Source organism: Streptomyces sp. G-G2 (assembly GCF_030063135.1).
Classification (GTDB): domain Bacteria; phylum Actinomycetota; class Actinomycetes; order Streptomycetales; family Streptomycetaceae; genus Streptomyces.
Window position 1 is genome coordinate 1 of record NZ_JASISO010000037.1, and the last position, 24,886, is coordinate 24,886.

At 70.3% G+C, this 24,886-nt stretch carries 18 protein-coding genes, 1 tRNA gene and 1 pseudogene; 13 read left to right on the top strand and 7 right to left on the bottom strand.

What is annotated here, in order from left to right:
• A partial coding sequence (locus QMF80_RS26355) for a lytic transglycosylase domain-containing protein (protein ID WP_283457584.1) occupies window positions 1-1,066 on the bottom strand: 1,066 nt, incomplete at its 3' end.
• A 287-nt stretch (window positions 1,067-1,353) separates the two neighbouring features.
• Between QMF80_RS26355 and QMF80_RS38400 the strand changes: the two are divergent.
• Window positions 1,354-2,261 (top strand): annotated as a pseudogene (locus tag QMF80_RS38400) (DUF4184 family protein).
• Window positions 2,262-2,299: 38 nt separating this feature from the next.
• On the opposite strand, the gene polA reads toward QMF80_RS38400, so the two are convergent.
• The gene (gene polA / locus QMF80_RS26370) at window positions 2,300-5,020 is read right to left on the bottom strand and encodes a DNA polymerase I (RefSeq protein ID WP_283457586.1); all 2,721 of its coding nucleotides are present in this window, start codon (window positions 5,018-5,020) and stop codon (window positions 2,300-2,302) included.
• Window positions 5,021-5,158: 138 nt separating this feature from the next.
• Between polA and QMF80_RS26375 the strand changes: the two genes are divergently transcribed.
• From QMF80_RS26375 to QMF80_RS26415, 9 genes are all read left to right on the top strand, one after another.
• Window positions 5,159-7,453 carry an FdhF/YdeP family oxidoreductase gene (locus QMF80_RS26375; protein ID WP_283457588.1) on the top strand — a complete coding sequence of 765 codons (2,295 nt, stop codon included), beginning with the start codon at window positions 5,159-5,161 and terminating at the stop codon, window positions 7,451-7,453.
• 73 nt (window positions 7,454-7,526) lie between these two features.
• The gene (locus QMF80_RS26380; RefSeq protein ID WP_283457590.1) at window positions 7,527-8,003 is read left to right on the top strand and encodes a PaaI family thioesterase; all 477 of its coding nucleotides are present in this window, start codon (window positions 7,527-7,529) and stop codon (window positions 8,001-8,003) included.
• Window positions 8,004-8,042: 39 nt separating this feature from the next.
• Window positions 8,043-8,591 carry a hypothetical protein gene (locus QMF80_RS26385; RefSeq protein WP_283457592.1) on the top strand — a complete coding sequence of 183 codons (549 nt, stop codon included), beginning with the start codon at window positions 8,043-8,045 and terminating at the stop codon, window positions 8,589-8,591.
• Window positions 8,588-9,322, top strand: coding sequence for a Tat pathway signal sequence domain protein (locus QMF80_RS26390; RefSeq protein WP_283457593.1), 735 nt, complete (start codon window positions 8,588-8,590; stop codon window positions 9,320-9,322). The genes QMF80_RS26385 and QMF80_RS26390 overlap by 4 nt, the downstream gene beginning before the upstream one ends.
• A 300-nt stretch (window positions 9,323-9,622) precedes the next feature.
• On the top strand, window positions 9,623-10,858 hold the full coding sequence (locus tag QMF80_RS26395; RefSeq protein ID WP_283457594.1) for a branched-chain amino acid ABC transporter substrate-binding protein: 1,236 nt from the start codon (window positions 9,623-9,625) through the stop codon (window positions 10,856-10,858).
• A gap of 93 nt (window positions 10,859-10,951) precedes the next feature.
• On the top strand, window positions 10,952-11,881 hold the full coding sequence (locus QMF80_RS26400) for a branched-chain amino acid ABC transporter permease (RefSeq protein WP_283457596.1): 930 nt from the start codon (window positions 10,952-10,954) through the stop codon (window positions 11,879-11,881).
• Window positions 11,882-11,886: 5 nt separating this feature from the next.
• Window positions 11,887-13,707 carry a branched-chain amino acid ABC transporter permease gene (locus tag QMF80_RS26405; protein ID WP_283457598.1) on the top strand — a complete coding sequence of 607 codons (1,821 nt, stop codon included), beginning with the start codon at window positions 11,887-11,889 and terminating at the stop codon, window positions 13,705-13,707.
• Between the two features lie 3 nt (window positions 13,708-13,710).
• Window positions 13,711-14,595: an ABC transporter ATP-binding protein gene (locus tag QMF80_RS26410; RefSeq protein WP_283457600.1), complete on the top strand. Its 885-nt coding sequence runs from the start codon at window positions 13,711-13,713 to the stop codon at window positions 14,593-14,595.
• Window positions 14,592-15,308 (top strand): ABC transporter ATP-binding protein, encoded by a 717-nt coding sequence (locus tag QMF80_RS26415; RefSeq protein ID WP_283457602.1) that lies wholly within the window; start codon window positions 14,592-14,594, stop codon window positions 15,306-15,308. The genes QMF80_RS26410 and QMF80_RS26415 overlap by 4 nt, the downstream gene beginning before the upstream one ends.
• A 52-nt stretch (window positions 15,309-15,360) precedes the next feature.
• Here the strand turns inward: QMF80_RS26415 and QMF80_RS26420 are convergent, their stop codons facing one another.
• Window positions 15,361-16,023: an ANTAR domain-containing response regulator gene (locus QMF80_RS26420; RefSeq protein ID WP_283457604.1), complete on the bottom strand. Its 663-nt coding sequence runs from the start codon at window positions 16,021-16,023 to the stop codon at window positions 15,361-15,363.
• 98 nt (window positions 16,024-16,121) lie between these two features.
• On the opposite strand from QMF80_RS26420, the gene QMF80_RS26425 reads away from it, so the two are divergent.
• Window positions 16,122-16,196 (top strand) — tRNA-Leu (locus QMF80_RS26425).
• A gap of 107 nt (window positions 16,197-16,303) precedes the next feature.
• On the top strand, window positions 16,304-17,053 hold the full coding sequence (locus QMF80_RS26430; RefSeq protein WP_283457606.1) for a helix-turn-helix domain-containing protein: 750 nt from the start codon (window positions 16,304-16,306) through the stop codon (window positions 17,051-17,053).
• Here the strand turns inward: QMF80_RS26430 and QMF80_RS26435 are convergent.
• The 4 genes from QMF80_RS26435 to QMF80_RS26450 form a co-directional block, all read right to left on the bottom strand.
• Window positions 17,050-17,661 (bottom strand): TetR/AcrR family transcriptional regulator, encoded by a 612-nt coding sequence (locus QMF80_RS26435; protein WP_283457607.1) that lies wholly within the window; start codon window positions 17,659-17,661, stop codon window positions 17,050-17,052. The two genes, QMF80_RS26430 and QMF80_RS26435, sit on opposite strands and share 4 nt — an antisense overlap.
• 547 nt (window positions 17,662-18,208) lie before the next feature.
• A complete protein-coding gene (gene pyk / locus QMF80_RS26440; protein ID WP_283457609.1) occupies window positions 18,209-19,636 on the bottom strand; it encodes a pyruvate kinase in 1,428 nt (475 codons plus the stop codon).
• A gap of 132 nt (window positions 19,637-19,768) precedes the next feature.
• A complete protein-coding gene (locus QMF80_RS26445) occupies window positions 19,769-21,892 on the bottom strand; it encodes a CASTOR/POLLUX-related putative ion channel (RefSeq protein ID WP_283457684.1) in 2,124 nt (707 codons plus the stop codon).
• 190 nt (window positions 21,893-22,082) lie between these two features.
• The gene (locus QMF80_RS26450) at window positions 22,083-22,814 is read right to left on the bottom strand and encodes an SIMPL domain-containing protein (RefSeq protein ID WP_283457611.1); all 732 of its coding nucleotides are present in this window, start codon (window positions 22,812-22,814) and stop codon (window positions 22,083-22,085) included.
• Between the two features lie 153 nt (window positions 22,815-22,967).
• On the opposite strand from QMF80_RS26450, the gene QMF80_RS26455 reads away from it, so the two are divergent.
• Entirely contained in the window at window positions 22,968-24,788 is a 1,821-nt protein-coding gene (locus tag QMF80_RS26455; protein ID WP_283457613.1) for a bifunctional metallophosphatase/5'-nucleotidase, read from the top strand.
• The last annotated feature ends 98 nt before the right edge of the window (window positions 24,789-24,886 follow it).

The window sequence follows — 24,886 nt, forward strand, 5'->3', positions numbered from 1 at the left end:
GGGTCGGGGTCGGCGTGGGACTCGGCGTCGGGGTGGGAGTAGGGGTCGGCGTCGGGGTAGGCGTAGGAGTCGGGCTCGGTGTGGGCGTCGGGCTCTGTGTGGGCGTCGGGCTCTGTGTGGGCGTCGGGCTCGGCTTCGGCGTGGGCGTGGGCTTCGGCTTCGCGGGCGGCGGGGTCACCGTTCCACCCGTACCGGAGCCGGAGCCGTTGCCGTTGCCGTTGCCGTTGCTGTCGCCGGTCCCCGCCCCCGCGCCGGGGCCCGTACCGTCGGGCACCTCGTGCGCGCCCTTCAGGTAGTACGCGTACCAGGACCGCACCGTCGCCAAGTACGCGCCGGAGTAGTTGTAGGACAGGACCGCGCGGTCCAGGTCCGCGCCCACCCGCAGGTCGCGGCTGCCCGCGCACAGGTAGCGCCCGGCGGCGAGCGCCGCGTCGTGCACGTTGTTCGGGTCGCGCCGCCCGTCGCCGTTCGCGTCCTGGCCCCAGGACGCCCAGGTCGACGGGATGAACTGCATCGGGCCCACCGCCCGGTCGTAGGCCGCGTCCCCGTCGTACGCCCCGCCGTCGGTGTCGGAGATGTTCGCGAAACCGTTGCCGTCGAGTACGGGCCCCAGGATCGGGCGCAGTGTCCTGCCCGCGGCGTCCACCTGTCCGCCGCGCGCCTGCCCGGACTCGACCTTGCCGATCGCCGCGAGCAGCTGCCAGCGCAGCCCGCACCCGGGGTCGCTCGCCGCGATCTTCTTCTCCGCGCCGAGGTAGGCCGCCAGTACGCTCGCCGGTATGCCCTGCGCGCCCTCGCCGGGGCCGGTGACCGCGAGTTCGGACACCGGGGTTGAGGCGGGGGCCGGCGCGGGCCCGGCCCCTTCCTCGGGCTGCAACGCCGCGGGCGGCTCGGGGCTGACCAGGGGCGGGAGTTCGGTGAAGTACGCGGAATCGCCGCCCGCCGCGGAGCCCTGCGACGGGGCGGCCGGCGGCTGCGCGCTGCGCACCTCGGTCCCGGCGTCGGCCACGACCAGCACGCCCGGCGCCTGCGAACCCGTCACGGCGCCCGCCACCAGAGCGGACACCAGTACGGCCAGACCTCCCCGGAGCCAGCCGTGGCCGAAACGGGCCGATGACCGCACCGACGACCGCACCGTGGGCCGAGACGTGGACCGAGCCATTGACCGAGCCTTTGATCGAGCCGACATGGGACGGGCCCCTCCCCTAGACGTCCGCGCGACGGTACGTCAACTCCCTTCACACTGCATCAACCCGGCCCCGGAATTCACCATTTCCGCACGTCTTGCGCAGGTCACGCATACTGTCCCGGCCGTTCGGGGCACATTGGACCGAAGTAAAAAAGCGAGGCGCCATGCCGTTCACACTCAGCCACGCGGCCGCCGTCCTTCCGGCGATCCGCCGGACCGGCCGCGCACGGGGACCGCTGGTCGCCTCCGCCCTGGTGCTGGGGTCCTTCGCGCCCGACACCTTCTACTTCGCGGACGCGGTCGTCCAAGGCGTCATGGGCTACGGGGACTTCGCGCATTCGCTGCCGGGGATCCTCACCGTCGACGCCGCCCTGACCGCCGCGCTCGTCTCCTGCTGGCTGCTGCTGCGGGAGCCCCTGATCGCCCTGCTGCCCCGGCGCCGGCGGGGCCGGGTCCATGCCTTCGTCCGCGGTGACGACTGGCGCGGGCGCGGGCCCGCCGGGCTCGCCCGTCTCGCGCTGCGGTTCTACCTGTGCGCGGTGCTCGGCTCGCTCACGCACATCGTGTGGGACAGCTTCACGCACATGGACCGGTGGGGCATGCGGATGCTGCCGGACCTGGGCCGTCCGTTCGCTTTCGGGCTGCCCCTCTACACCTGGCTCCAGTACGGCAGTTCGGCGGTGGCCGTCGTGACCCTCGGGTGGTTCACGGTGAGCGCCCTGCGGCGGCTGCCGGATCTCCCCCGCCGCCGTCCGTGCCGGTGCTGGGGCGGGTGGACCGCTGGGGCGCGGTCGCCCTGGCGCTGGTCTGCGGAGGCGGCGGGGTGGCGCCGCGGGTCGCGCGGTTCTTCACGTACTTCGACCGGATCCGCAGCCCGCTCGACATGGTCCCCACCGTCTGTTTCGGGGCGGGCGGCGGGCTCGCCGTGGCGCTGCTGCTGTACGGGCTCCTGGTGCGCCTGCGCCACCACGGCGGCCGGGGCCGTACGGACCGCCAGGACCGGGCCCGTACCGGTGACCGCGCCCACGACCGCGACCGCGCGGGAACGCGGACGCCCGCCCCCACCTCGTAGCGGGGACGGGCGTACGGGCCCGCTCGGGCGCTCGTGCGTCAGTGCGCGGCGGACTCCCAGTCGGCGCCCACGCCCACGGACACGTCCAGCGCGGCCCGCAGGTCGACGGCGGCGGCCATCTCGCGGCGCACCAGTTCCTCGACCGCCTCGCGCTCGCCGGGGGCGACCTCCAGCACGATTTCGTCGTGGACCTGGAGCAGCATCCGCGTGGTGAGCCCGGCCTCGGTGAGCGCCCGGTCCACGCGCAGCATCGCGACCTTGACGATGTCGGCGGCGGTGCCCTGGATCGGGGCGTTCAGCGCCATCCGCTCGGCGGCCTCGCGGCGCTGGCGGTTGTCGCTGTTGAGGTCGGGCAGATAGCGGCGGCGGCCGAGGACGGTCTCGGTGTATCCGGTGGCGCGGGCCTCCTCGACCACGCGCTGGAGGTAGTCCCGTACCCCGCCGAACCGCTCGAAGAAGGTCTCCATCAGGCCGCGGGCCTCGGCGGGCTCGATGTTGAGCTGCTGGGCGAGGCCGAAGGCGGACAGCCCGTAGGCCAGGCCGTACGACATCGCCTTGATCTTGCGGCGCATTTCGGCGTCGACGGCGGACCGCTCCACACCGAACACCTGGGAGGCGACCGTGGTGTGCAGGTCCTCGCCGGTCGCGAAGGCCTCGATCAGGCCCGCGTCCTCGGAGAGGTGGGCCATGACGCGCAGCTCGATCTGGCTGTAGTCGGCCGTCATCAGGGACTCGAAGCCCTCGCCGACGACGAACCCGCGGCGGATCGCGCGGCCCTCGTCGGTGCGCACCGGCACGTTCTGCAGGTTCGGGTCGGTGGAGGACAGGCGTCCGGTCGCGGCGACGGTCTGGCTGAAGCTGGTGTGCACCCGGCCGTCGGCGGCGATGGACTTGACCAGGCCCTCCACGGTGACGCGCAGCTTGGCCTGCTCACGGTGGCGCAGCATGATCACGGGCAGGTCGTGCTCGGTCTGGGTGGCCAGCCAGGCCAGCGCGTCCGCGTCCGTGGTGTAACCGGTCTTGGTCTTCTTCGTCTTCGGCAGGTCCAGCTCGCCGAAGAACACCTCCTGGAGCTGCTTGGGGGAGCCGAGGTTGAACTCGTGGCCCACGGCCGCGTGCGCCTCCTTCACCGCCTGCTGCACCGCGCCCGCGAACTGCTGCTCCATCGCTTCGAGGTGCTCGCGGTCCGCGGCGATGCCGTGGCGCTCCATCCGGGCCAGCAGCTCGGAGGTGGGCAGCTCCATGTCGTGCAGCAGCCCGGTCGCGCCGACCTCGGCGAGCCGGCCGGTGAAGGCCTCGCCCAGGTCGAGGACGGCGCGGGCCTGCGCCATGAGGGCTTCCGCCTCGGCGGTGTCGTCGGCGCCGAAGGCGAGCTGTCCGTCGGCCGCGGCAGGGGTCAGCTCGCGGTGCAGGTACTCGTTGGACAGCACGTCCAGCGCGAAGGACCGTCGGCCCGGCTTGACCAGGTAGGCGGCGAGGGCGGTGTCCATGGCGATGCCCGACAGGCTCCAGCCGTGCTCCGGGAAGACCCGCATCAGGGCCTTCGCGTTGTGCACGGTCTTGGGGCGGCCCGGGTCGGCGGCCCAGGCGACGAACGCGCGCTCGTCGGCCTCGTCCAGGGTCGAGGGCTCGAACCAGGCGGCCGCGCCGCCCGCCGCGGCCAGCGCCACCTCGGTGATCCGGCCCGCGCCCAGCGTCCAGCTGTCGACGGTCGTGATGCCCAGCGGGCCGCCCGCGTGGCTCTCCAGCCACGGCGCCAGCTCGCCCGCGCCCAGCACGGAGGCGTCCAGCTCCACCCCGGCCGCCGGGGCCGGGGCCGCCTCCTCGGCCGCGCCCGGGTCCACCGCGAGGAGCCGCTCGCGCAGCGAGGCGTTGCGGATCTCCAGTACGTCCAGCACGCCCGTCATCGCGGACCGGTCGTAGGGGGCGCGCGCCAGGTCGGCGGGGGTCCTGGGCAGCTCGACGTCGCGGACCATCTCGGTCAGGACCCGGTTGAGCTTGACCGCGTCCAGGTGGTCGCGGAAGTTCTGCCCGGCCTTGCCCTTGACCTCGTCGGCGCGCTCCACCAGCTCCGCGAACGAACCGAACTGGTTGATCCACTTCGCGGCGGTCTTCTCGCCGACGCCCGGGATGCCCGGAAGGTTGTCCGACGGGTCTCCGCGCAGCGCCGCGAAGTCCGGGTACTGCTGGGGGGTGAGGCCGTACTTCTCCTCGACCTTCTCCGGGGTGAAGCGGGTCAGCTCCGAGACCCCCTTGGTCGGGTAGAGCACGGTGGTCCGCTCGGAGACCAGCTGGAAGGAGTCCCGGTCACCGGTGACGATCAGGACGTCGAAACCGAGGGCCTCGGCCTGGGTCGCGAGCGTGGCGATCACGTCGTCGGCCTCGAAGCCGTCGACCGCGAACCGCGGCACGCTCATCGTGTCGAGCAGCTCGCCGATCAGCTCGACCTGCCCCTTGAACTCGTCGGGGGTCTTGGAACGGTTCGCCTTGTACTCGGGGAACTCCGTCGAACGCCAGGTCTTGCGCGAGACGTCGAAGGCCACCGCGAAGTGCGTGGGCGCCTCGTCGCGCAGCGTGTTCGCCAGCATCGACGCGAAGCCGTAGACGGCGTTCGTCGGCTGGCCGCTCGCGGTCGTGAAATTCTCCGCGGGCAGCGCGAAGAACGCCCGGTACGCCAGGGAGTGCCCGTCCATGAGCATCAGGCGGGGGCGGTCCGCCGCGGTCGGCTGGTCGGTCTTCTTCGATGCTGAATCTGCCACGCCTTTGATCCTAGGCGGCCCCACCGACAATTCAGGACGGCCCATCGCGGCGCCGACGATGTCGGCGGGCCGTGACAGGATCGCAGGTGTACGCGCACATCCGCAGCAGCGTCGCTGCGATGCTCGAAGGGGAGCGACATGGCCGCCAAACCGCCCGCAGGTGACCCGGTGCAGGACGCGCCGCAGGTCGCGCCCCCGAAGCACGCGGCCGCGGGCCTGCCCGCCATCGGCCACACCCTGAAGATGGCCCAGCGGCAGATGGGCGTCGCGCGCACCGCGCGGACCCTGCTCAAGGTCAACCAGAAGAACGGCTTCGACTGCCCCGGCTGCGCCTGGCCCGAGGGCGACCACCGGCACACCGCCGAGTTCTGCGAGAACGGCGCCAAGGCCGTGGCCGAGGAGGCCACCCTGCGCCGGGTCACCCCCGAGTTCTTCGCCGCCCACCCGCTCGTCGACCTCGCCGCCCGCAGCGGCTACTGGCTCGGCCAGCAGGGCCGCATCACCCAGCCGATGCTGCTCCCCGAGGGCGGCGACCGGTACGAGGCGGTCAGCTGGGAGCGGGCCTTCGAGATCATCGCCGAGGAACTGCGCGCGCTGGACTCCCCCGACGAGGCCCTCTTCTACACCTCGGGCCGCACCAGCAACGAGGCCGCGTTCCTCTTCCAGCTGTTCGCCCGCGAGTACGGCACCAACAACCTGCCCGACTGCTCCAACATGTGCCACGAGTCCTCGGGCTCCGCGCTGAACGAGACCATCGGCATCGGCAAGGGCAGCGTCTCCCTCGAAGACCTCCACCAGGCCGACCTGATCATCGTCGCCGGACAGAACCCGGGCACCAACCACCCGCGCATGCTCTCCGCCCTGGAGAAGGCCAAGTCCGCCGGGGCGAAGATCATTTCGGTGAACCCGCTGCCCGAGGCCGGGATGGAGCGGTTCAAGAACCCGCAGACCCCGCTCGGCATGCTCAAGGGCACCGCCCTCAACGACCTCTTCCTCCAGATCCGCATCGGCGGCGACCAGGCCCTCTTCCGGCTCCTCAACAAACTCGTCCTGGAAGCGTCCGACAGCGCCTCCGGCGCGGAGCCGGGCGCCACCGACGAGGCCTTCATCCGTGAACACACCCACGGTTACGAGGACTTCGCGGCCGCCGCCAGGGAAACCGACTGGGCCGAGACCCTCACCGCCACCGGCCTCACCCGCCCCGAGATCGAGCGCGCCCTGGCCATGGTCCTGGCCTCGGAGCGCACCATCGTCTGCTGGGCCATGGGCCTCACCCAGCACAAGCACTCCGTCGCCACCATCCGCGAGGTCGTCAACCTCCTCCTGCTGCGCGGCAACATCGGCCGCCCCGGCGCCGGAGTGTGTCCCGTCCGCGGCCACTCCAACGTCCAGGGCGACCGCACCATGGGCATCTTCGAACGCCCCGCGCCCGCCTTCCTCGACGCCCTCGACAAGGAATTCGGGATCACCTCGCCACGCCACCACGGCTACGACGTGGTCCGCTCCATCCAGGCCCTGCGCGACGGCAAGGCCACGGTGCTCTTCGCCATGGGCGGCAACTTCGTCGGCGCCACCCCCGACACCGAGGTCACCGAGGCCGCGATCCGCCGCGCCTCCCTCACCGTCCACGTCTCCACCAAGCTCAACCGCTCCCACGCGGTCACCGGGCGGCGCGCCCTGATCCTGCCCACGCTGGGACGTACCGACAAGGACGTCCAGGCGAGCGGCAAGCAGGTCGTGACCGTCGAGGACTCCATGGGCATGGTCCACACCTCGCGCGGCAACCTCGCCCCCGCCTCCCCGCACCTGCTCTCCGAGCCCGCCATCGTGGCCCGCCTCGCCCGCGCCGTCCTCGGCCCGGCCTCCGCCACCCCCTGGGAGGAGTTCGAGCGGGACTACGCCGCCATCCGCGACCGGATCTCCCGCGTGGTCCCCGGCTTCGAGGACTTCAACGCCCGCGTCGCCCGCCCCGGCGGCTTCCAGCTGCCGCACGCCCCCCGCGACGAACGCCGCTTCCCCACGAAGACCGGCAAGGCGAACTTCACCGCCGCCCCCGTCGAGTACCCGCGCGTTCCCGAGGGCCGCCTGCTGCTGCAGACCCTGCGCAGCCACGACCAGTACAACACCACCATCTACGGCCTCGACGACCGTTACCGCGGCATCACCGGCGGTCGCCGTGTGGTCATGGTCAACCCCGCCGACGCCGCCGAGCTCGGGCTCGCCGACGGCTCGTACGCCGACATCGTCAGCGAGTGGAAGGACGGTGTCGAGCGCCGCGCGCCCGGCTTCCGCATCGTGCACTACCCGACCGCGCGCGGCTGCGCCGCCGCCTACTACCCCGAGACCAATGTGCTGGTCCCCCTCGACTCCACGGCGGACACCAGCAACACCCCCGCGAGCAAGTCCGTCGTCGTCCGCTTCGAACCGGCCTGATAGAACGGCCCTTCGGACAAGATGGTTAACGAACGTTGACACACGAACGTTGGCACACGAACGGAGTCGGCCCATGGGCGAGCAGCACACCGTGAAGTTCCCGCAGGAAGTCCTCGACGAGTACACGGCACTGGGCGTCGACCTGCCCGCCCTGTTCTCGGCGGGCGACCTCGGCGAACGCATGGACATCCGCATCCTGGAGGCCTCGGCCGACCGCGTGGTGGGCACCATGCCCGTCAAGGGCAACACCCAGCCCTACGGGCTCCTGCACGGCGGCGCCTCCGCCGTACTCGCCGAGACCCTCGGCTCCGTCGGCGCCATGATGCACGGAGGCATCAGCAAGGTCGCCGTCGGCGTGGACCTCAACTGCACCCACCACCGCGGCGCCCGGTCGGGCCTGGTCACCGGCACCGCCACCCCCGTCCACAAGGGCCGCAGCACCACCACCTTCGAGATCGTCATCACCGACGAGGAGGGCCGGCGCGTGTGCACCGCCCGCCTCACCTGCCTCCTGCGCGACGCCAACCCGCAACAGCCCCGTAACGACTGACCCGTTGCCCTCACCCCGGCGCCGGTCTAGCGTTCCCGCATGGGATCGGGACCGGCGCCACGGGGCGCCCAGGCAGCGTGCGCCGCGGCACTCATGGCCGCCGCGCTCCCCGGCTGCTCCGGCCCCGCGCCCGGAGCGGGCCCGGCCGCCCCCGGAACCCGTACGGCGGCCCACGCGCCCACCGCCGCCCCGGCGCCGCGGACCACCGCCCCCGAAGACCTCTGCACCAGCCTGATCACGCACTGGGCCGGGGTCCTCCTCGACGCCGACGAGCCCGCCGACGAGCGCACCGGCCCACCGGACGGCGGCGCACCCGACGGCACACCCGACCCCACACCGGACGGCGGCCCACCCGACGGCGGCCATGGTGGCCACGACCCCGTCGGCCTCGACTACCAGTCCATGGGCCTCTCCGGCGGCCAGAACGAGATCCTGCGCGCCGTACTCGCCGACGCCCGCACCGAGCGCCGGGCCCAGGGCCCCGCCGCCGGACCGGACGCCGCCCACCGCCTCACCGCACGCGAGGCACGGAGCCGCTGCGCCGAGCGCTACCGCTCCGGCACCCCCACCGGCGGTCCCTGGCAATGAGCGGCAGCGGCATCGGCCCGGTCGAACCGGGCGAGGGCACCTCGGGCGACGACGAGCCCGACGACCACACGGGCCCCGGGCCGGCCCCCGACGCGCGTCCGGCCCCCGGCACCGGCGACCCCAGCGGCCTCACCCGCCCCGGCGGCCCCGCCGCCCCCACGGGCCCACTGCGCGCCCTGCTGCGCCGCGCGGAGGCCCGCTACGCCCGCCACCGCCTCGCGGCGGCGCTCCTCGCCGGGACGGTGGTCCTGGGCGCCTGCGGCGGCTACCTGTACTCCGTCCGCCCCCGGCCGCCCGCGCCCGCGGCGGCGCCGCGCCCGGCCGCCCCGTCCCAGACGCTGTCCCTGAGCTACGGGGAAGCCCTCGCTACCCCCTCGCCGGGCAGCGTCTTCGCGTTCACTGTGCGTGCGCGGATCTCGTCCGGGCCGACGGTCACGATCGAGCGGATCGGCCAGCCGTCCCGGGCACTGACGGTGACCGTACGGCCACCCTCACCCCTCGTCGTAGCCGTGGGAGAAGTCCGTGAGGCAGTTGTGGAGATTCAGGTGGCGGACTGTGTGCATGTAGCACGGAATGCCGGGCTCCCTTTTCTGGAAGTAACCCTGAGTAATGGATTCCAGAAAGAGGATCACAGTTACATCCTCGGTGACCGATATGCCATGGATCTTTCCACCGCTCTGACCAGGGCCTGTCCCGAAGGCCGAGATGTGAGCCCGCCACCCCCGTCATGACCAAAACCCCTGAGAGACCTGGCCTGTAAGGACTTAAACCGCCCGACAGTGCTGCGCCATCTCAACATGCGGACAAGACGAACCGGCCGGAATTCCCCCGTTCCACCCCTAGAGATCCGCTATGCATTACGCCGTGGCATAACAAGAGAGTCACATCATTGGCCTGAGCCCTCCATATCCTTCGACGAGCGGCTTAGAGTCACGGCCAGTTACCGCGACCGCCGGATGCCCTTCAGTTCGGTTCCCCGCGTTCGACTCGACGCGTCCCAGGGGGGACGCGGCGCCAGGAAAGGACTGATCGTGCGTCATCGTTCGCTCATCGCCGTGACCGCCGCCCTCGCCGCGGGCGCTCTCACTCTCACCGCCTGTGGCTCTCGCGACGACAAGGGCTCCGACTCCTCCGGCGGCGGCGACGTCACGGTCACCATCGGCGTCGACGCGCCGCTGTCCGGTGACCTGTCCGCCCTGGGCCTCGGCATCCGCAACTCGGTGGACCTCGCCATCAAGACGGCCAACGAGAAGAAGTACGTCAAGGGCGTCACCTTCAAGCTCGAGTCGCTCGACGACCAGGCCCAGCCGTCCTCCGGACAGCAGAACGCCACCAAGCTCGTCGCCGACAAGAACGTCCTCGGCGTGGTCGGCCCGCTGAACTCCTCGGTGTCCGAGTCCATGCAGAAGGTCTTCGACGACGCCAAGCTCGCCCAGATCTCCCCGGCGAACACCAGCCCGTCCCTCACCCAGGGACCGAACTGGGCCACCGGCCAGAAGGTCCGCACCTACAAGAGCTACTTCCGCACCGCCACCACGGACGCCATCCAGGGCCCGTTCGCGGCGCAGTACCTCTTCAACAAGGGTGGCAAGAAGAAGGTCTTCATCATTGATGACAAGAAGACCTACGGCGCCGGCCTGGCCGCCACCTTCAAGGGCGAGTTCACCAAGCTCGGCGGCGCCGTCGCCGGCGAGGGCCACATCGACCCCGAGTCCAAGGACTTCTCGGCGATCGTGACCCAGGTCAAGAGCTCCGGCGCCGACGTCGTCTACTACGGCGGCGAGTACCCCGCCGCGGGCCCGCTCAGCAAGCAGATCAAGGCCGCGGGCGCCAACATCCCCCTCATCGGTGGTGACGGCATCTACGACAAGAAGTTCGTCGACCTCGCCGGCCCCGCCGCCGCGGGCGACATGGCCACCTCCGTCGGCGCCCCCGTCGAGACCCTCCCGTCCGCCACGGAGTTCATCGCGAACTACAAGAAGGCCGGGTTCAAGGACCCGTACGCGGCGTACGGCGGCTACTCGTACGACTCCGCCTGGGCGATCATCGAAGCCGTCAAGAAGACCGTCGACGGCAACAGCGGCAAGCTCCCCGACGGCGCCCGCGCCAAGGTCCTCGAAGCCGTCCAGGGCGTCGCCTTCGACGGAGTGACCGGCAAGGTCTCCTTCGACGAGTTCGGTGACGCCACCAACAAGCAGCTGACCGTCTACAAGGTCGACGGCCCGGACTTCAAGGCCGTCGAGTCGGGCACCTACCCCGCCAAGTAGCCAACCCGCACCATCTCACTCCTGCCGCGCGGGGCGCGCACCACAAGCGCCCCGCGCGGTGTCACATCCGTCGAAAGACTCGGAGGACCTGCGGTGCACGAACTGCCGCAACAGCTGGTCAACGGCCTGCTACTGGGATCCATGTACGGGCTCGTCGCCATCGGCTACACGATGGTCTATGGCATTGTCCAGCTCATCAACTTCGCGCACGGCGAGATCTTCATGACCGGAGGCTTCGGCGCCTTCACCGTCTGGACGATCCTCCCCTCGGGCACCACCATGTGGATCGCGCTGCCCCTCATGCTCATCGGCGCCGTGATCGTGGCCACCCTCATCGCTGTCGGCGCGGAACGCTTCGCCTACCGACCCCTGAGAAGTGCTCCCCGGCTCGCCCCGCTCATCACCGCCATCGGCCTCTCGCTCGCCCTCCAGCAGGCGGTCTGGGCCTGGTACCCGGATGCGAAGTCCTCCATCGTCTTCCCCGAGATCGCGGGCGGACCCTTCCACCTCGGCAGCGTCACCATCCAGACCGGAGACGTCTTCCTGCTGATCGCCGCCCCCATCTCCATGGCGTTCCTCGGCTACTTCGTCCTCAAGACCCGCACCGGCCGCGGCATGCAGGCGACCGCGCAGGACCCCGACACCGCCAAACTCATGGGCATCAACACCGACCGCATCATCACGGTCGCGTTCGCCCTCGGCGCCGTGTTCGCCGCCGTCGGAGCCGTCGCCTACGGCCTCAAGTACGGCGAGATCAACTACCGGATGGGCTTCCTGCTCGGCCTCAAGGCCTTCACGGCAGCCGTCCTCGGCGGCATCGGCAACATCTACGGCGCCATGATCGGCGGCCTCGTCCTCGGCCTCGCCGAAACCATGGCCACCGCCTACATCGCCGACATCCCCGGCTTCCAGCAGCTGGGCGGTCAGACCTGGGGCAACACCTGGGCGTTCGTACTCCTCATCCTCGTGCTCCTCTTCCGGCCTCAGGGCCTGCTGGGCCAGCGCGTGGCCGACAGGGCGTGACAACCATGACGACCAATACCGCGGACACCCCGCAGACCCAGACCGCCACCGGCGCCCGGGGATTCGTCCCCCTCCCGGAGAAGGCTGGCCGCGCCCTCGCCACGGTCGGCGGCGGCCTCACCGCCGTCTCCGCCTTCCTCTCCTGGACCTGGACCGCCAAGTTCCCCGGCGACCTCACCTACTACGGCTCCCCCGCGGGCCTGCAGTGGCTCGTCCTCGTCACCGGCCTCCTGACCGCCCTCTTCGGCCTCTCGTCATACGGCGTCAAGGGCCTCGGCTGGCTCACCCCGGCGGGCGCCGACGCGGCGGTCAAACTCTCCGCACTCGCGGCCTTCGCCACCGCCTGGTTCACGATCATCGCGATCATCGTCGAACTCGGCGGCATCGTGAACCTGGAACCCGGCGGCTTCTTCCTCGCCGCCGTCAGCCTCCTCGCCCTCCTCGGCGCCCTCGCCCTGCCCTTCGAGCGGCCCGTCCCGGAAGCACCGGACCCCGAGGACACCAGCTGGGAGCAGTTCAAGCACAACGCCTCCCAGCAGTGGGCCACCGTCAAAGCCTCCCTCGCCAGCGGACCGGTCCGCCCCACCCCGGCCCTGCCCTCCTACCTGGAGATCCTGCTGATCGCCGTACTCCTCGGCATCGGCCTCGGCATCTTCACCTTCGGCATCACCACCCCGTACCAGGAACTCTTCATCGGCTTCCTGATCACCGCGGCCTTCGGATTCGCCGCCCTCAACAAAGCCGGGCTCATCGCCCGCTTCTCAGCCATCACCGGCCGGCACCGCAACGTCTCCCTCATCGGAGCCTTCGTCGCCGCCGCGGCCTTCCCCTTCACCCAGACCGACGACCAGTACGCGACCCTCGGCGTCAACATCCTCATCTTCGCCACCGTCGCCCTGGGCCTCAACATCGTCGTCGGCCTCACCGGACTCCTCGACCTCGGATACGTCGCCTTCCTCGGCGTCGGCGCCTACACCGCCGCCCTGGTCTCCGGCTCACCCAACTCGCCCTTCGGCGTACACCTGCCCTTCTGGGCCGCGCTCCTCATCGGCGCCGGCGCCTCCATGGTCTTCGGCGTCCTCATCGGCGCCCCCACCCTGCGCCTGCGCGGCGACTACCTCGCCATCGTCACGCTCGGCTTCGGTGAGATCTTCCGGATCTCGATGAACAACCTCGACGGCGTCTCCGGCCCCGACGTCACCAACGGCCCCAACGGCATCTCCTCGATCCCCAACGTGGACATGTTCGGCTTCGACTTCGGAGCCGAACACACCGTCGCGGGATTCACCATCGGCCGCTTCGCCAACTACTTCCTGCTGATGCTGCTCATCACCCTCATCGTGGTGATGGTCTTCCGCCGCAGCTCGGAATCCCGCATCGGACGCGCCTGGGTCGCCATCCGCGAAGACGAGACCGCCGCCGAAGCCATGGGCATCAACGGATTCCGCGTCAAACTCATCGCCTTCGCCCTCGGCGCCACCCTGGCCGGCCTGGCCGGCGCCGTACAGGCCCACGTCTCCTACACCGTGACACCCGAGCAGTACGTCTTCGCCAACACCGTCCCGCCGAACTCCGCGTTCCTCCTCGCCGCCGTCGTCCTCGGCGGCATGGGAACCATCTCCGGACCCCTCATCGGCGGCTCACTGCTCTTCCTGATCCCCAACAAGCTCCAGGGCATGGACGAGTACCAGCTCCTCGTCTTCGGCATCGCACTCATCGTCCTGATGCGTCTGCGCCCCGAAGGCATCATCCCCAACCGGCGCAACCAGCTCGAACTCCACCAGGACATGGAAGCGCCCACGGTCCTCGGCAAGGCAGGGGTCTGACCCATGACGACCACCACCACCGAAACCCCCGCCGCGAGCACGGCGGAAACCGTCCTCGACGCACGGGGCGTCACGATGCGCTTCGGCGGCCTCACCGCCGTCAAGAACGTCGACCTCACCGTCAAAAGCGGCGAGATCGTCGGCCTCATCGGCCCCAACGGCGCCGGCAAGACCACCTTCTTCAACTGCCTGACCGGCCTCTACATCCCCACCGAGGGCGAAGTCCGGTACAAAGGCACGGTCCTGCCCCCCAAGTCGTACAAGGTCACCGCAGCCGGCATCGCCCGCACCTTCCAGAACATCCGACTGTTCAACAACATGACGGTGCTCGAAAACGTCCTGGTCGGCCGCCACACCCGCACCAAGCAAGGACTGTGGTCCTCACTCCTGCGCCTGCCCGCCTTCCACCGCGAAGAGGCAGCCAGCCGCGAGAAGTCCCTCGAACTCCTGGAGTTCATCGGCCTCGCCCACAAGGCCGAACACCTCGCACGCAACCTGCCGTACGGCGAGCAGCGCAAACTGGAGATCGCCCGCGCCCTCGCCAGCGACCCCGGACTCGTCCTCCTCGACGAACCCACCGCAGGCATGAACCCGCAGGAAACCCGCGCCACCGAAGAGCTGATCTTCGCCATCCGGGACCGCGGCGTCGCCGTGCTCGTCATCGAGCACGACATGCGCTTCATCTTCAACCTCTGCGACCGCGTCGCCTGCCTCGTCCAGGGCGAGAAGCTCATCGAAGGCACCGCCGCCGAGGTCCAGAGCGATGACCGCGTCATCGCCGCCTACCTCGGCGAACCCTTCGAAGGCGCCCCCGGCGCCGAAGAAATCGCGGAGGTCGAGGCCGCCGAGGCGCACAGCACCACCAGCACGGACGGAGAAGCCAAGTGACCGCACTCCTCGAGGTCGAGGACCTCCGGGTCGCCTACGGCAAGATCGAAGCCGTCAAAGGCATCTCGTTCAGCGTCGAAGCAGGACAGATCGTCACCCTGATCGGCACCAACGGCGCGGGCAAGACCACCACGCTGCGCACCCTCTCCGGCCTGATCAAACCGCGCGGCGGCCAGATCAAGTTCCAGGGCAAGTCCCTCAAGAAGACGCCCGCGCACGACATCGTCGCGCTCGGGCTCGCCCACTCCCCCGAGGGGCGGCACATCTTCCCGCGCATGACGATCGAGGACAACCTGCTCCTCGGTGCGTTCCTGAGCAAGGACAAGGAAGGCATCCAGAAGGACGTCCAGCGCGCCTACGAGCTGTTCCCGATCCTGGGAGAGCGCCGGAAGCAGGCCGCCGGCACCCTGTCGGGCGGCGAGCAGCAGATGCTGGCGATGGGCCGCGCGCTCATGTGCCGGCCGAAACTGCTGATGCTCGACGAGCCGTCCATGGGCCTCTCGCCGATCATGATGCAGAAGATCATGGCGACCATCGCCGAACTCAAGGCGGACGGCACCACGATCCTGCTGGTCGAACAGAACGCGCAGGCCGCGCTGTCGCTGGCCGACCAGGGTCACGTGATGGAGATCGGCAAGATCGTCCTGTCGGGCCCGGGGCGCGAGCTGCTCGTGAACGAGGACGTCCGCAAGGCGTACCTCGGCGAGGACTGACCCGGACCGGTCGACCTGGTCGGCCGTCTGAGCGGCGTCCTGCCGCGGGGTACTACTCCTTGCCCGCGGCGGCGTTCTTCTTCTCCTCGGCGTCCTCGATGACCGCCTCGGCGACCTGCTGCATGGACATGCGGCGGTCCATGGAGGTCTTCTGGATCCACCGGAAGGCGGCGGGCTCGGTCAGGCCGTACTGCGTCTGCAGGATGCTCTTCGCCCGGTCCACGAGCTTGCGGGTCTCCAGCCGGAGGGAGAGGTCGGCGACCTCCTTCTCCAGCGCCTTCAGCTCGGCGAAGCGGGATACGGCCATCTCGATGGCCGGGACCACGTCGCTCTTGCTGAACGGCTTGACCAGGTAAGCCATGGCTCCGGCGTCCCGGGCCCGCTCGACGAGGTCCCGCTGGGAGAACGCCGTGAGCATCAGGACGGGCGCGATGGACTCCGCGGCGATCATCTCGGCCGCCGAGATGCCGTCCAGGACGGGCATCTTCACGTCCAGGATGACGAGGTCGGGCCGGTGCTCACGGGCGAGCTCGACGGCCTTCTGCCCGTCGCCCGCCTCGCCGACGACGGCGTAGCCCTCTTCCTCCAGCATCTCTTTCAGGTCGAGCCGGATGAGCGCCTCGTCCTCGGCGATGACGACACGGGTCGTCAGCGGCGGGACATGCGACTGGTCGGCGTCGACGGGCGTGGGCGACGACTCGTGCTCGGCGGTCACGGGGGGCTCCTCGTTGCGGGGCATAACAGCTCCCCTGAGCCTACCTACCTCCTGTAAGGTGGTCTCGCGCAGGGCTCATTGAGTCCTTTGTTTCTTAGGCCCCAGTACTCCAACTGGTTAGAGAGGCCGCTCTCAAACAGCGGACAGTGTGGGTTCGAATCCCACCTGGGGCACTTTCCTTGGATTCCATGGTCGCGCGAAGTTCGCAAACGTTAGCTCAAATGAGCGAATCGGGCCGGACCGCCAGTCACGACGGCCCGTCTGTACCAGCCTCGGCTCCATGTACGCCATCGCCGTTCGTCAGCGCGCCCTCCTCCTCGTGTCCCAGGGCCGGAGCCTGAACTCCGTCAGCAAAGAGACCGGCATATCCCGGTCCGCGATCCGCTCCTGGCAATCGCGCGTCGAGCCGCTCCCCCGCCTGCTCACCCAAGCCACACCGTGTTCCGCACCGACGAACGGCGCCTCGTACTCATACCTCCTGGGCCTCTACCTCGGTGACGGCTGCATCAGCCCCCATCCCCGCGGTGGGCACTACCTCCGCATTGCCTGCGCGGACGCATGGCCCGGCCTCATTCAGCAGTGCCGCGCGGCCATCACGGCCGTACGACCCGACGACAAGGTCTACCTACTCCAGCGGCAGGGCTGCGTGGCCGTCACCAGCTACGGACGCCACTGGACGTGCCTGTTCCCGCAGCACGGCCCCGGCAAGAAACACGAGCGCCGCATCACCCTTGAGGCCTGGCAGCAGGAGATCGTCGACGCGCACCCCTGGGAGTTCGTGCGGGGGCTCATTCACTCCGACGGGTGCCGGACCATCAACTGGACGGTGCGCAACGGGAAGCGCTACGAGTACCCCCGGTACTTCTTCACTAACAAGTCCGACGACATCCGCCGCCTCTGCACGGACACCCTCACCGCGCTCGGCGTGCGGTGGACCGTGCTGGCGCGGGGCAGTGACCCCTTCAACGTGTCCGTCGCGCGCAAGGAGTCCGTCGCCCTGATAGACGCCCACATCGGGCCGAAGTACTAGCCGACGGGCCGGGCGGCCGCGAGGCCCCGGAGGACCGTCGCGGCGTGGGTTTCCGCGTCGGCGGGCGTCAGGGGGGCGTGGGCGGTGAGCAGGCGGTACCAGAACGGGCCGAGGACCAGGTCGGCCGCGTGGTCGAGGTCGGTGGCGGCGGGGAGTTCCTCGCGGGTCACGGCGCGGGCGAGGACCGTGGTGACGAGGTCGCGCCACTCTTGGGCCCAGGCGCGGAACGGGGCGGCGGAGGCGGGGTCGAGCTGTGCTTCGGCCATCAGGCCGGTGAGGGCGCGGGTGCGGACGGGGTCGTCGCCGACGGCGTAGAGGTGGGACAGGAGCGTCGTGAGGTCTCCGGCGAGGGTGCCCGTGTCGGGTGTGCCGGTGCCGGTGCCGGTGGTCCTTCCGTGGGTGTAGGCGTCCATGACGAGTTCAGGTTTGGACTTCCACCAGCGGTAGACGGTGCTTTTGGCGACGTGGGCGCGCTTGGCTACGCCTTCGATGGTGAGGGCGCCGTAGCCGTTCTCGGCGAGGAGTGCGGCGGTGGCTTCGAGGACGGAGTGGTGGGCTTCCTCGTTGCGGAGGCGGCCGCCGGTCCGGGGTGCGGGATTGGTTGACACGGCTTCACGATAGCCGCTACCGTTAATCGAAACGCTGCGTAGCGTTTCGATAGAAACCGGGGGCTGAGCTATGCGTGAGCATGGGTATGGAGAGCGCGAAGGTTACGAGGAGTACGTCGGGCGTGAGGAGTACGTCGAGCACGCGGAGTACGTGGAGTGCGATCCGGGCGGGGTGCGGATCCCGAACTTTCCCGAGCCGTTGACGCCGGAGGCGTGGTCGGCGGTGCTGGGGGGCCGGGCGCGTGTGCCGCGGGGGCCGCTGTGGCGGCGGGGGGCGGACAGGGCGGCCGACACGGCGGCCGAGGGGGCTTTCGCGGGGGTGGTGTCGGCTGTGCCGGGGGCCGGGGGGATCGGGCGCGGACCGCTGGCGCTGGTGTTCTCTCCGGAGTTCGGCTGGGGGCGGAGCCCCGGTGGGGTTCGGGGCCCGGTGTCCGTGACCGCGTCGGGTGGGCGCCTCTCCGGCGAGGGTGAGGGCCGGGTCGGAGCGCCCGACGCGGTGCGTCTTATACGTGGAGCACGTGCGGTTCTCCAGCCGTAGCTCCGGGGGTCAGCGGACCGCGTCGCCGATGTGGTGGATGCGGACCAGGTTGGTGGATCCGGTGACGCCGGGGGGCGATCCGGCGGTGATGACGACGACGTCTCCGGGTACGCAGCGGCCGATGCGCAGGAGTTCTTCCTCGACCTGGGCGACCATCGCGTCGGTGGAGTCGACGTGGGGGCCGAGGAAGGTTTCGACGCCCCAGGTGAGGTTGAGCTGTGAACGGGTCGCCGGGTCGGGAGTGAAGGCGAGGAGGGGGATGGGTGAGCGGTAACGGGAGAGCCTGCGGACGGTGTCTCCGCTCTGGGTGAAGGCGACGAGGAATTTGGCGCCGAGGAAGTCACCCATTTCGGCGGCGGCCCGGGCGACGGCGCCTCCCTGGGTGCGGGGCTTGTTGTGCTCGTTCAGCGCGGGGAGGCCCTTGGCGAGGATGTCCTCTTCGGCGGCCTCGACGATGCGGGCCATGGTGCGGACCGTCTCGACGGGGTATTTGCCGACGCTGGTCTCGCCGGAGAGCATGACGGCGTCGGTTCCGTCGATGACGGCGTTGGCGACGTCGGAGGCTTCGGCGCGGGTGGGGCGGGAGTTGTCGATCATCGAGTCGAGCATCTGGGTCGCGACGATGACGGGCTTGGCGTTGCGCTTGGCGAGCTTCACCGCGCGCTTCTGGACGATCGGGACCTGTTCCAGGGGCATTTCGACGCCGAGGTCGCCGCGGGCGACCATGATGCCGTCGAAGGCGGCGACGATGCTGTCGATGTTTTCTACGGCCTGGGGCTTTTCGATCTTGGCGATGACGGGGAGGCGGCGGCCTTCTTCGTCCATGATGCGGTGGACGTCTTCGATGTCGCGTCCGCTGCGGACGAAGGAGAGGGCGATGACGTCGGCGCCGATGCGCAGGGCCCAGCGGAGGTCGTCGATGTCCTTTTCGGAGAGGGCGGGGACGGAGACGGCGACGCCGGGGAGGTTGAGTCCCTTGTGGTCGGAGACCATTCCGCCTTCGATGACGAGGGTGCGGACGCGGGGGCCGTCGACGCCGGTGACTTCGAGGGTGACGCGGCCGTCGTCGACGAGGATGCGTTCGCCGGTGGTGACGTCGTGGGCCAGGCCGTCGTAGGTGGTGCCGCAGGTGTGGCGGTCGCCTTCGTGTTCTTCGACGGTGATGGTGAACTCGTCTCCGCGTTCAAGGAGTACGGGTCCTTCGCGGAAGCGGCCGAGGCGAATCTTCGGACCTTGAAGGTCGGCGAGGATTCCGACGCTGCGGCCGGTTTCGTCGGAGGCCTTGCGCACGCGGTGGTAGCGCTCCTCGTGTTCGGCGTAGGTGCCGTGGCTGAGGTTGAAGCGGGCGATGTCCATTCCGGCTTCGACCAGGGCTTTGATCTGGTCGTATGAGTCGGTGGCGGGGCCCAGGGTACATACGATTTTCGCTCGGCGCATGGAGTGAGCGTATGCCCCTACCGGGGAGTAGAGAATTGGCTCCGGGTGTCCACTCAACAACCTTTGGGCGAAAGCTTGTTGACAACTGTTGAATGTGCATAGGGGTGCTCTGATGAGCACTCCGGGGCGGGGCTATGACCTGGTGTCGGCTCGTTCCGGCGGGTGTTCCCCGGTGTCCTGGCGGGTGGGTCCGACCGGTTCGGTGGTGAGGACGACGACCTGGTCCTCGGCGTTCCACGCGCGGCGTTCACTCTTGTGGGGGTTGAGCCGGATCCCGTGGTGCGGGGGCGTGGTCCGCTCGTCGTGGCGGCGGTACCCGATGGCGTATTCGCCCCGGTCGCGGGCGGCGGCCACGACGGTGGCGAAGGTGGCCTCGCGGCCCGGGCGGATGTACGTCCCGGACGGGCGGAGGCAGATCGTGGAGCCGTCGGCGGAGAGGAGTTCGTCGAATACCGCTGCCAGGTGGCGGTTCTGTGCGATCTGGGCCATGAGCAGTCCCGTGAGCTTTCCGCTGACGATGACGTCGGAGCCGGGGTTGACGGGTGCGAGGGGTCGGTTGCGGTCGTCGGTGAGTTCGGTGACGACGCGCAGTTCACGTCCGGTGTGTTCTTCGAGCAGGCGCAGGGAGAGGAGGGTGACGAGGGTCCAGTCGTCGGGGCGGTCGGGGCCGGGGCCCTGGTCGGGGCCGAGGACGATGAGTCCGTCGTAGGGGGTGAGGTTGAGGCCGAGCAGGGTTTCGGGGCGGGACAGGGGGGCGGAGCGGTAGCGGATGTCCAGCGGGGCGGTGGGCCGGTCGTCTTCGGGTGTGGCGGTGTGCGGTTCGGTGCCGGGGGTCCGGGGGGTGGGTACGGTCCCGGTCCGGTCGGTGATGACGTCGAGGACGGAGCCCGGGCGGGCGGTGTCGCGGAGTTGGCTGATGACGAGGGGGGCGCGGCGGTTCCAGCCCAGCAGGAGTAGGCGGGGAGGGGGTTCGGGCGGGGGCGGGGTGGTGGCGATCGCCGTCCGGTCGACGAGGAGTCGGCAGTCCTGGGCGTGGGCGGTGTCCTCGTCGCGGGTGAGGACGATGAGCCGGGTCCCGGGGACGACGGGGGTGTCGGTGGGCGGGTTGAGCAGGGTGTGTCCCTCGGGGGTGAGGATTCCGACGGGGCGGGCGTTGGTGTGGGCGAGCAGGGTCGCGCCGAAGGGGCCGTGGTGGAAGGGGGTGGCGTCGGCGAAGTGGAATTCGTCGCCCGCGAAGTCGAGCAGGTCGCGCAGGACGAGGGAGAGGCCGGGGCGGCCGACGCACTGGGCGATGAGCCGGGCGGTGACGGTGTCGGTTTCCAGGATCGTGCCGTGCGGGCCCGCCGCGAGCCGGGCGGGTGCGCGGTAGCGGTCGTCGCGTACGGCGGCCAGGACGGGCGGCCCGTGTACCCCGGCCCGCCCCTCGGTTCCGGCCAAGCCCGGCGCTCCGGCCAAGCCCGGCGCTCCGGGCCGCCGCCCCTGCGTTCCGACCGGCCCCTGCGTTCCGGCCGTGGGCTCCGGCCGGGTCGGTCGGGGCGTTCCTGTCGCCCTGTCGGGTCCGGGCTCCGCTCCGCGGGTCAGGACCGCGCGCAGGGCCAGCAGGGTGCGCAGTACCTCGGCGTCGGCGGTGGGTTCGGCGGAGGGCAGTACCAGGACGGTGCTCGCCGTGTGCGGGCTGGTCAGGGCGAGGACGTCGGGGTCGTCGGCCGGGCCGCTGCGGCAGATGAGGCGGGTGCGTCCGGCGGGGCCGACGCGGGTGGCCAGGGTCTGTTCCATCTGGGTCTTGTCCTGGTCGGCGAGCAGGACGATGGCGCGGGGCCGGTGGGCGGCCTGGGCTTCGATCAGTTCGCTGACGATGGTGGTGACCTGGTCGGACCAGCCGAGGATGACGACGTGTCCGTGCTCCAGGACGGTGGAGCGGCCGCGGCTGAGTTCGGCGAGCCGGTCGGCGAGGCCGGTGGTGATGACGCCGACGAGGGTCGATACGCAGAGCAGCGCGACGAGGCCGAGGAGGGCGGCGAGCGCCATGCGCAGTGGTGTGCCGGTGGCCGCGCCGAGGCGCAGGGTTTCGGCGCTGGTCCGCCAGGCGGCGGTGAGGCGGCCGGACAGTGACCGTGGTGAGCCGGGGTCGGTCCAGACGAGCAGGGTGCTGACGGGGACGACGACGGCGAGGCAGGTGAGTACGAGCCAGGCCATGAGGGTGCCGGTGCTGCGGGCGAGGGTGCGGTCGAACCGGTAGCGCGCCCGGTCTCGCATGGACACCGGCCGTGGTTTCGTCGGTCGTCCCATGTCGGCCCACCCCTGTCCTCGTACGGCGCTTCCCGCGCCGCCAGGTTGCTGGTCGCGGCGCCGGGACGTGCCGTAGTCGGGGGCGGGTTCATCCTTTCGGGCGGGCCGCGCCGCGGGGAGGGCGGGGTGTGGGGGGCGTGTGGGCGGGGTCGGTGGTTCAGAGTTGCGGCGGGGTCATGGTGAAGCGGGCGTTGACCTGGGCGTAGACGGTCTGGCGCTGGGGTTCGAGGTCGAGTGCGGGGGCGGGGCCGTCGGGGGCGCCGCCGAAGGCCATGGAGCGCATGGCGCCCGCGGGGGCGGCCATGAGGCGGGGGCCCGCGTCCTCGGCGCCGAGGTCGGCGAGTTCGACGAGGGCGGCGAGGCGCGCGCCGAGGGCTTCGGCGTATTCGCGGGCGCGCTTGACGGCTTCGAGTACGGCTTGGCGGCGGGCTTGGCCGTGTGCGGGGGATTCGGGGCGCAGCGCCCACCAGGGTCCGTCGACGCTGGTCAGTTCGAGGTCGGCGAGGCGGGTGGTGAGTTCGCCGAGTGCGGTGAAGTCGGCGAGTTCGGCGGTGATGAGGACTCGTCCGTGGTAGGCGCGGACGCGTTCGCCGCGGCCTTGGCGGGCGAGTTCGGGGGTGATGGAGAAGGCGCCGGTTTCGAGTTTTTCGACGGCTTCGCCGTAGCTCTTGACCAGGTCGAGGACGGCGTTGTTGCGGCGGGTGAGGTCTTCGAGGGCGCTGCGGCGGTCGGTGCCGCGGGCGTTGACGGAGATTCCGATGCGGGCGATCTCGGGGTCGACCTCGATGCGGGCTTCGCCGCGTACGGCGACGCGGGGGACGTCGGGCGTCCCGTACGGCTGGGCGGTGGGGGGTGTCTGGAAGGTCTGGGTGTTCGTGTCGTCGGCCATGGTTTCACTGTCGCACTTGTGTGCGTCCGGGGGTGGTCATCGGATCGAAACCTGGCAGGGGTGTTGTCCTCGGTGCTCGGCGGGTCAGAATCTACGCGCGTTGTCCACGCCGTTATCTACGCGCGTTGTTCACGCCTCACAAGGGGAGATGGCATGGCGTTCGACCGCAGGATGTTTCTGGGGAGCACGGCCGCGACGGGTGCGGCGGTCGCGTTGACGGGGACCGCGAGTACCCCGGCTTCGGCCGCCGCACCGGCGTCCGGGCAGGAGGCCGCGCAGGGGGCGCGGCCGCCGCGTACGTACGCGTTCACGGTGATGGGGACCACGGACCTGCACGGGAACGTCTTCAACTGGGACTACTTCACGGACAAGGAGTTCGACGACAAGGCGCACAACGATGTCGGCCTCGCGAAGATCTCCACGCTGGTGAACCAGGTCCGGGCGGAGAAGGGGCGGCGCAATACGCTGCTGATCGACGCGGGTGACACGATCCAGGGCACCCAGTTGTCGTACTACTACGCCAAGGTGGATCCGATCACGGCGCGCCGGGGTCCGGTGCATCCGATGGCGCAGGCGATGAACGCGATCGGTTATGACGCGGCGGCGCTGGGCAACCACGAGTTCAATTACGGCATTCCGGTGCTGCGGAAGTTCGAGGAGCAGGTCGATTTCCCGTTGTTGGGGGCGAACGCGCTGGACGCGCGGACGCTGAAGCCCGCGTTCGCGCCGTACAGCATGCACCGGTTGTGTACGCCGCACGGTCCGGACGTGAAGGTGGCGGTGCTGGGTCTGACGAATCCGGGGATCGCGATCTGGGACAAGGCGAACGTGCAGGGCAAGATGACGTTCCCGGGGCTGGAGGAGCAGGCGGCGAAGTACGTGCCGAGGCTGCGGTCGATGGGCGCGGACGTGGTGATCGTGTCGGCGCATTCGGGGTCGAGCGGTACGTCGAGTTACGGGGACCAGCTGCCGTACATCGAGAACGCGGCGGGTCTGGTGGCCGAGCAGGTGCCGGGGATCGACGCGATCCTGGTGGGTCACGCGCACACGGAGATCCCGGAGTACCGGGTGAGGAACAAGGCGACCGGCAAGGACGTGGTGCTGTCGGAGCCGCTCAAGTGGGGTCAGCGGCTGACCCTGTTCGATTTCGAGCTGACTTGGGCGAAGGGTCGCTGGTCGGTGGCGAAGGTCGCGGCGCGGGTGCTGAACTCCAACGCGGTGGCCGAGGACCCGAAGATCGTCCGGCTGTTGTCGGACGAGCACCGCAAGGTGGTGTCGTACGTCAACCAGGTGATCGGGACCTCGACGCAGGCGATGTCCTCCGCGGACGGTCCGTTCAAGGACGTGGCGATCATCGATCTGATCAGCCACGTGCAGGCGGAGACGGTCAGGACGGCGCTGGCGGGGACGGAGTGGGCGGCGCTGCCGGTCGTGTCGCAGGCCTCGTGCTTCTCGCGGACGGCGGCGATCCCGGCGGGCCAGGTGACGATCAAGGACGCGGCGGGTCTGTACCCGTTCGAGAACACCCTTGAGGCGCGGCTGCTGACGGGTGCGCAGTTGAAGGAGTACCTGGAGTTCTCGGCGCGGTACTACGCGCGGACGGCGCCGGGTGATCCGGTGGATCTCGCGAAGCTGACGAACGCGGAGAGCATCCCGGACTACAACTACGACGCGGTGTACGGCCTGACCTACGACATCGACATCGCGCAGCCCGCGGGGTCGCGGATCACGGGGCTGTCGTTCCAGGGCAAGCCGGTCGATCCGGCGGCGCGGTTCGTGCTGGCGGTGAACAACTACCGGGCTTCGGGCGGCGGCAACTTCCCGCACGTGCCGAAGGCCAAGCAGTTGTGGGCGAACTCGGAGGAGATCCGGAACACCATCATCCAGTGGGTGAAGGCGAAGGGGACGGTGGATCCGGCTCAGTTCGCGACGGTGGACTGGCGCCTGACCCGGGCCGGGGTGCCGGTGTTCTAGTACGTCGCCCGAGGTCCCGGAGCCCCGGTCCGCCGCCCGTCGGCGGGCCGGGGCTCCGGCGTGCGTGGCGGCCGGGGCTCCCGCGTGCGCGGCGGCCG

Excerpts from the sequence above, each read along its gene's own strand:
- QMF80_RS26375 (WP_283457588.1), top strand. The coding sequence starts at position 5,159 with ATGGCCGCCAAACCGCCCGCAGGTGACCCGGTGCAGGACGCGCCGCAG.
- QMF80_RS26380 (WP_283457590.1), top strand. The coding sequence starts at position 7,527 with ATGGGCGAGCAGCACACCGTGAAGTTCCCGCAGGAAGTCCTCGACGAG.
- QMF80_RS26385 (WP_283457592.1), top strand. The coding sequence starts at position 8,043 with ATGGGATCGGGACCGGCGCCACGGGGCGCCCAGGCAGCGTGCGCCGCG.
- QMF80_RS26390 (WP_283457593.1), top strand. The coding sequence starts at position 8,588 with ATGAGCGGCAGCGGCATCGGCCCGGTCGAACCGGGCGAGGGCACCTCG.
- QMF80_RS26405 (WP_283457598.1), top strand. The coding sequence starts at position 11,887 with ATGACGACCAATACCGCGGACACCCCGCAGACCCAGACCGCCACCGGC.
- QMF80_RS26410 (WP_283457600.1), top strand. The coding sequence starts at position 13,711 with ATGACGACCACCACCACCGAAACCCCCGCCGCGAGCACGGCGGAAACC.
- QMF80_RS26430 (WP_283457606.1), top strand. The coding sequence starts at position 16,304 with ATGTACGCCATCGCCGTTCGTCAGCGCGCCCTCCTCCTCGTGTCCCAG.
- pyk (WP_283457609.1), bottom strand. The coding sequence starts at position 19,636 with ATGCGCCGAGCGAAAATCGTATGTACCCTGGGCCCCGCCACCGACTCA.
- QMF80_RS26445 (WP_283457684.1), bottom strand. The coding sequence starts at position 21,892 with ATGCGAGACCGGGCGCGCTACCGGTTCGACCGCACCCTCGCCCGCAGC.
- QMF80_RS26450 (WP_283457611.1), bottom strand. The coding sequence starts at position 22,814 with ATGGCCGACGACACGAACACCCAGACCTTCCAGACACCCCCCACCGCC.
- QMF80_RS26455 (WP_283457613.1), top strand. The coding sequence starts at position 22,968 with ATGGCGTTCGACCGCAGGATGTTTCTGGGGAGCACGGCCGCGACGGGT.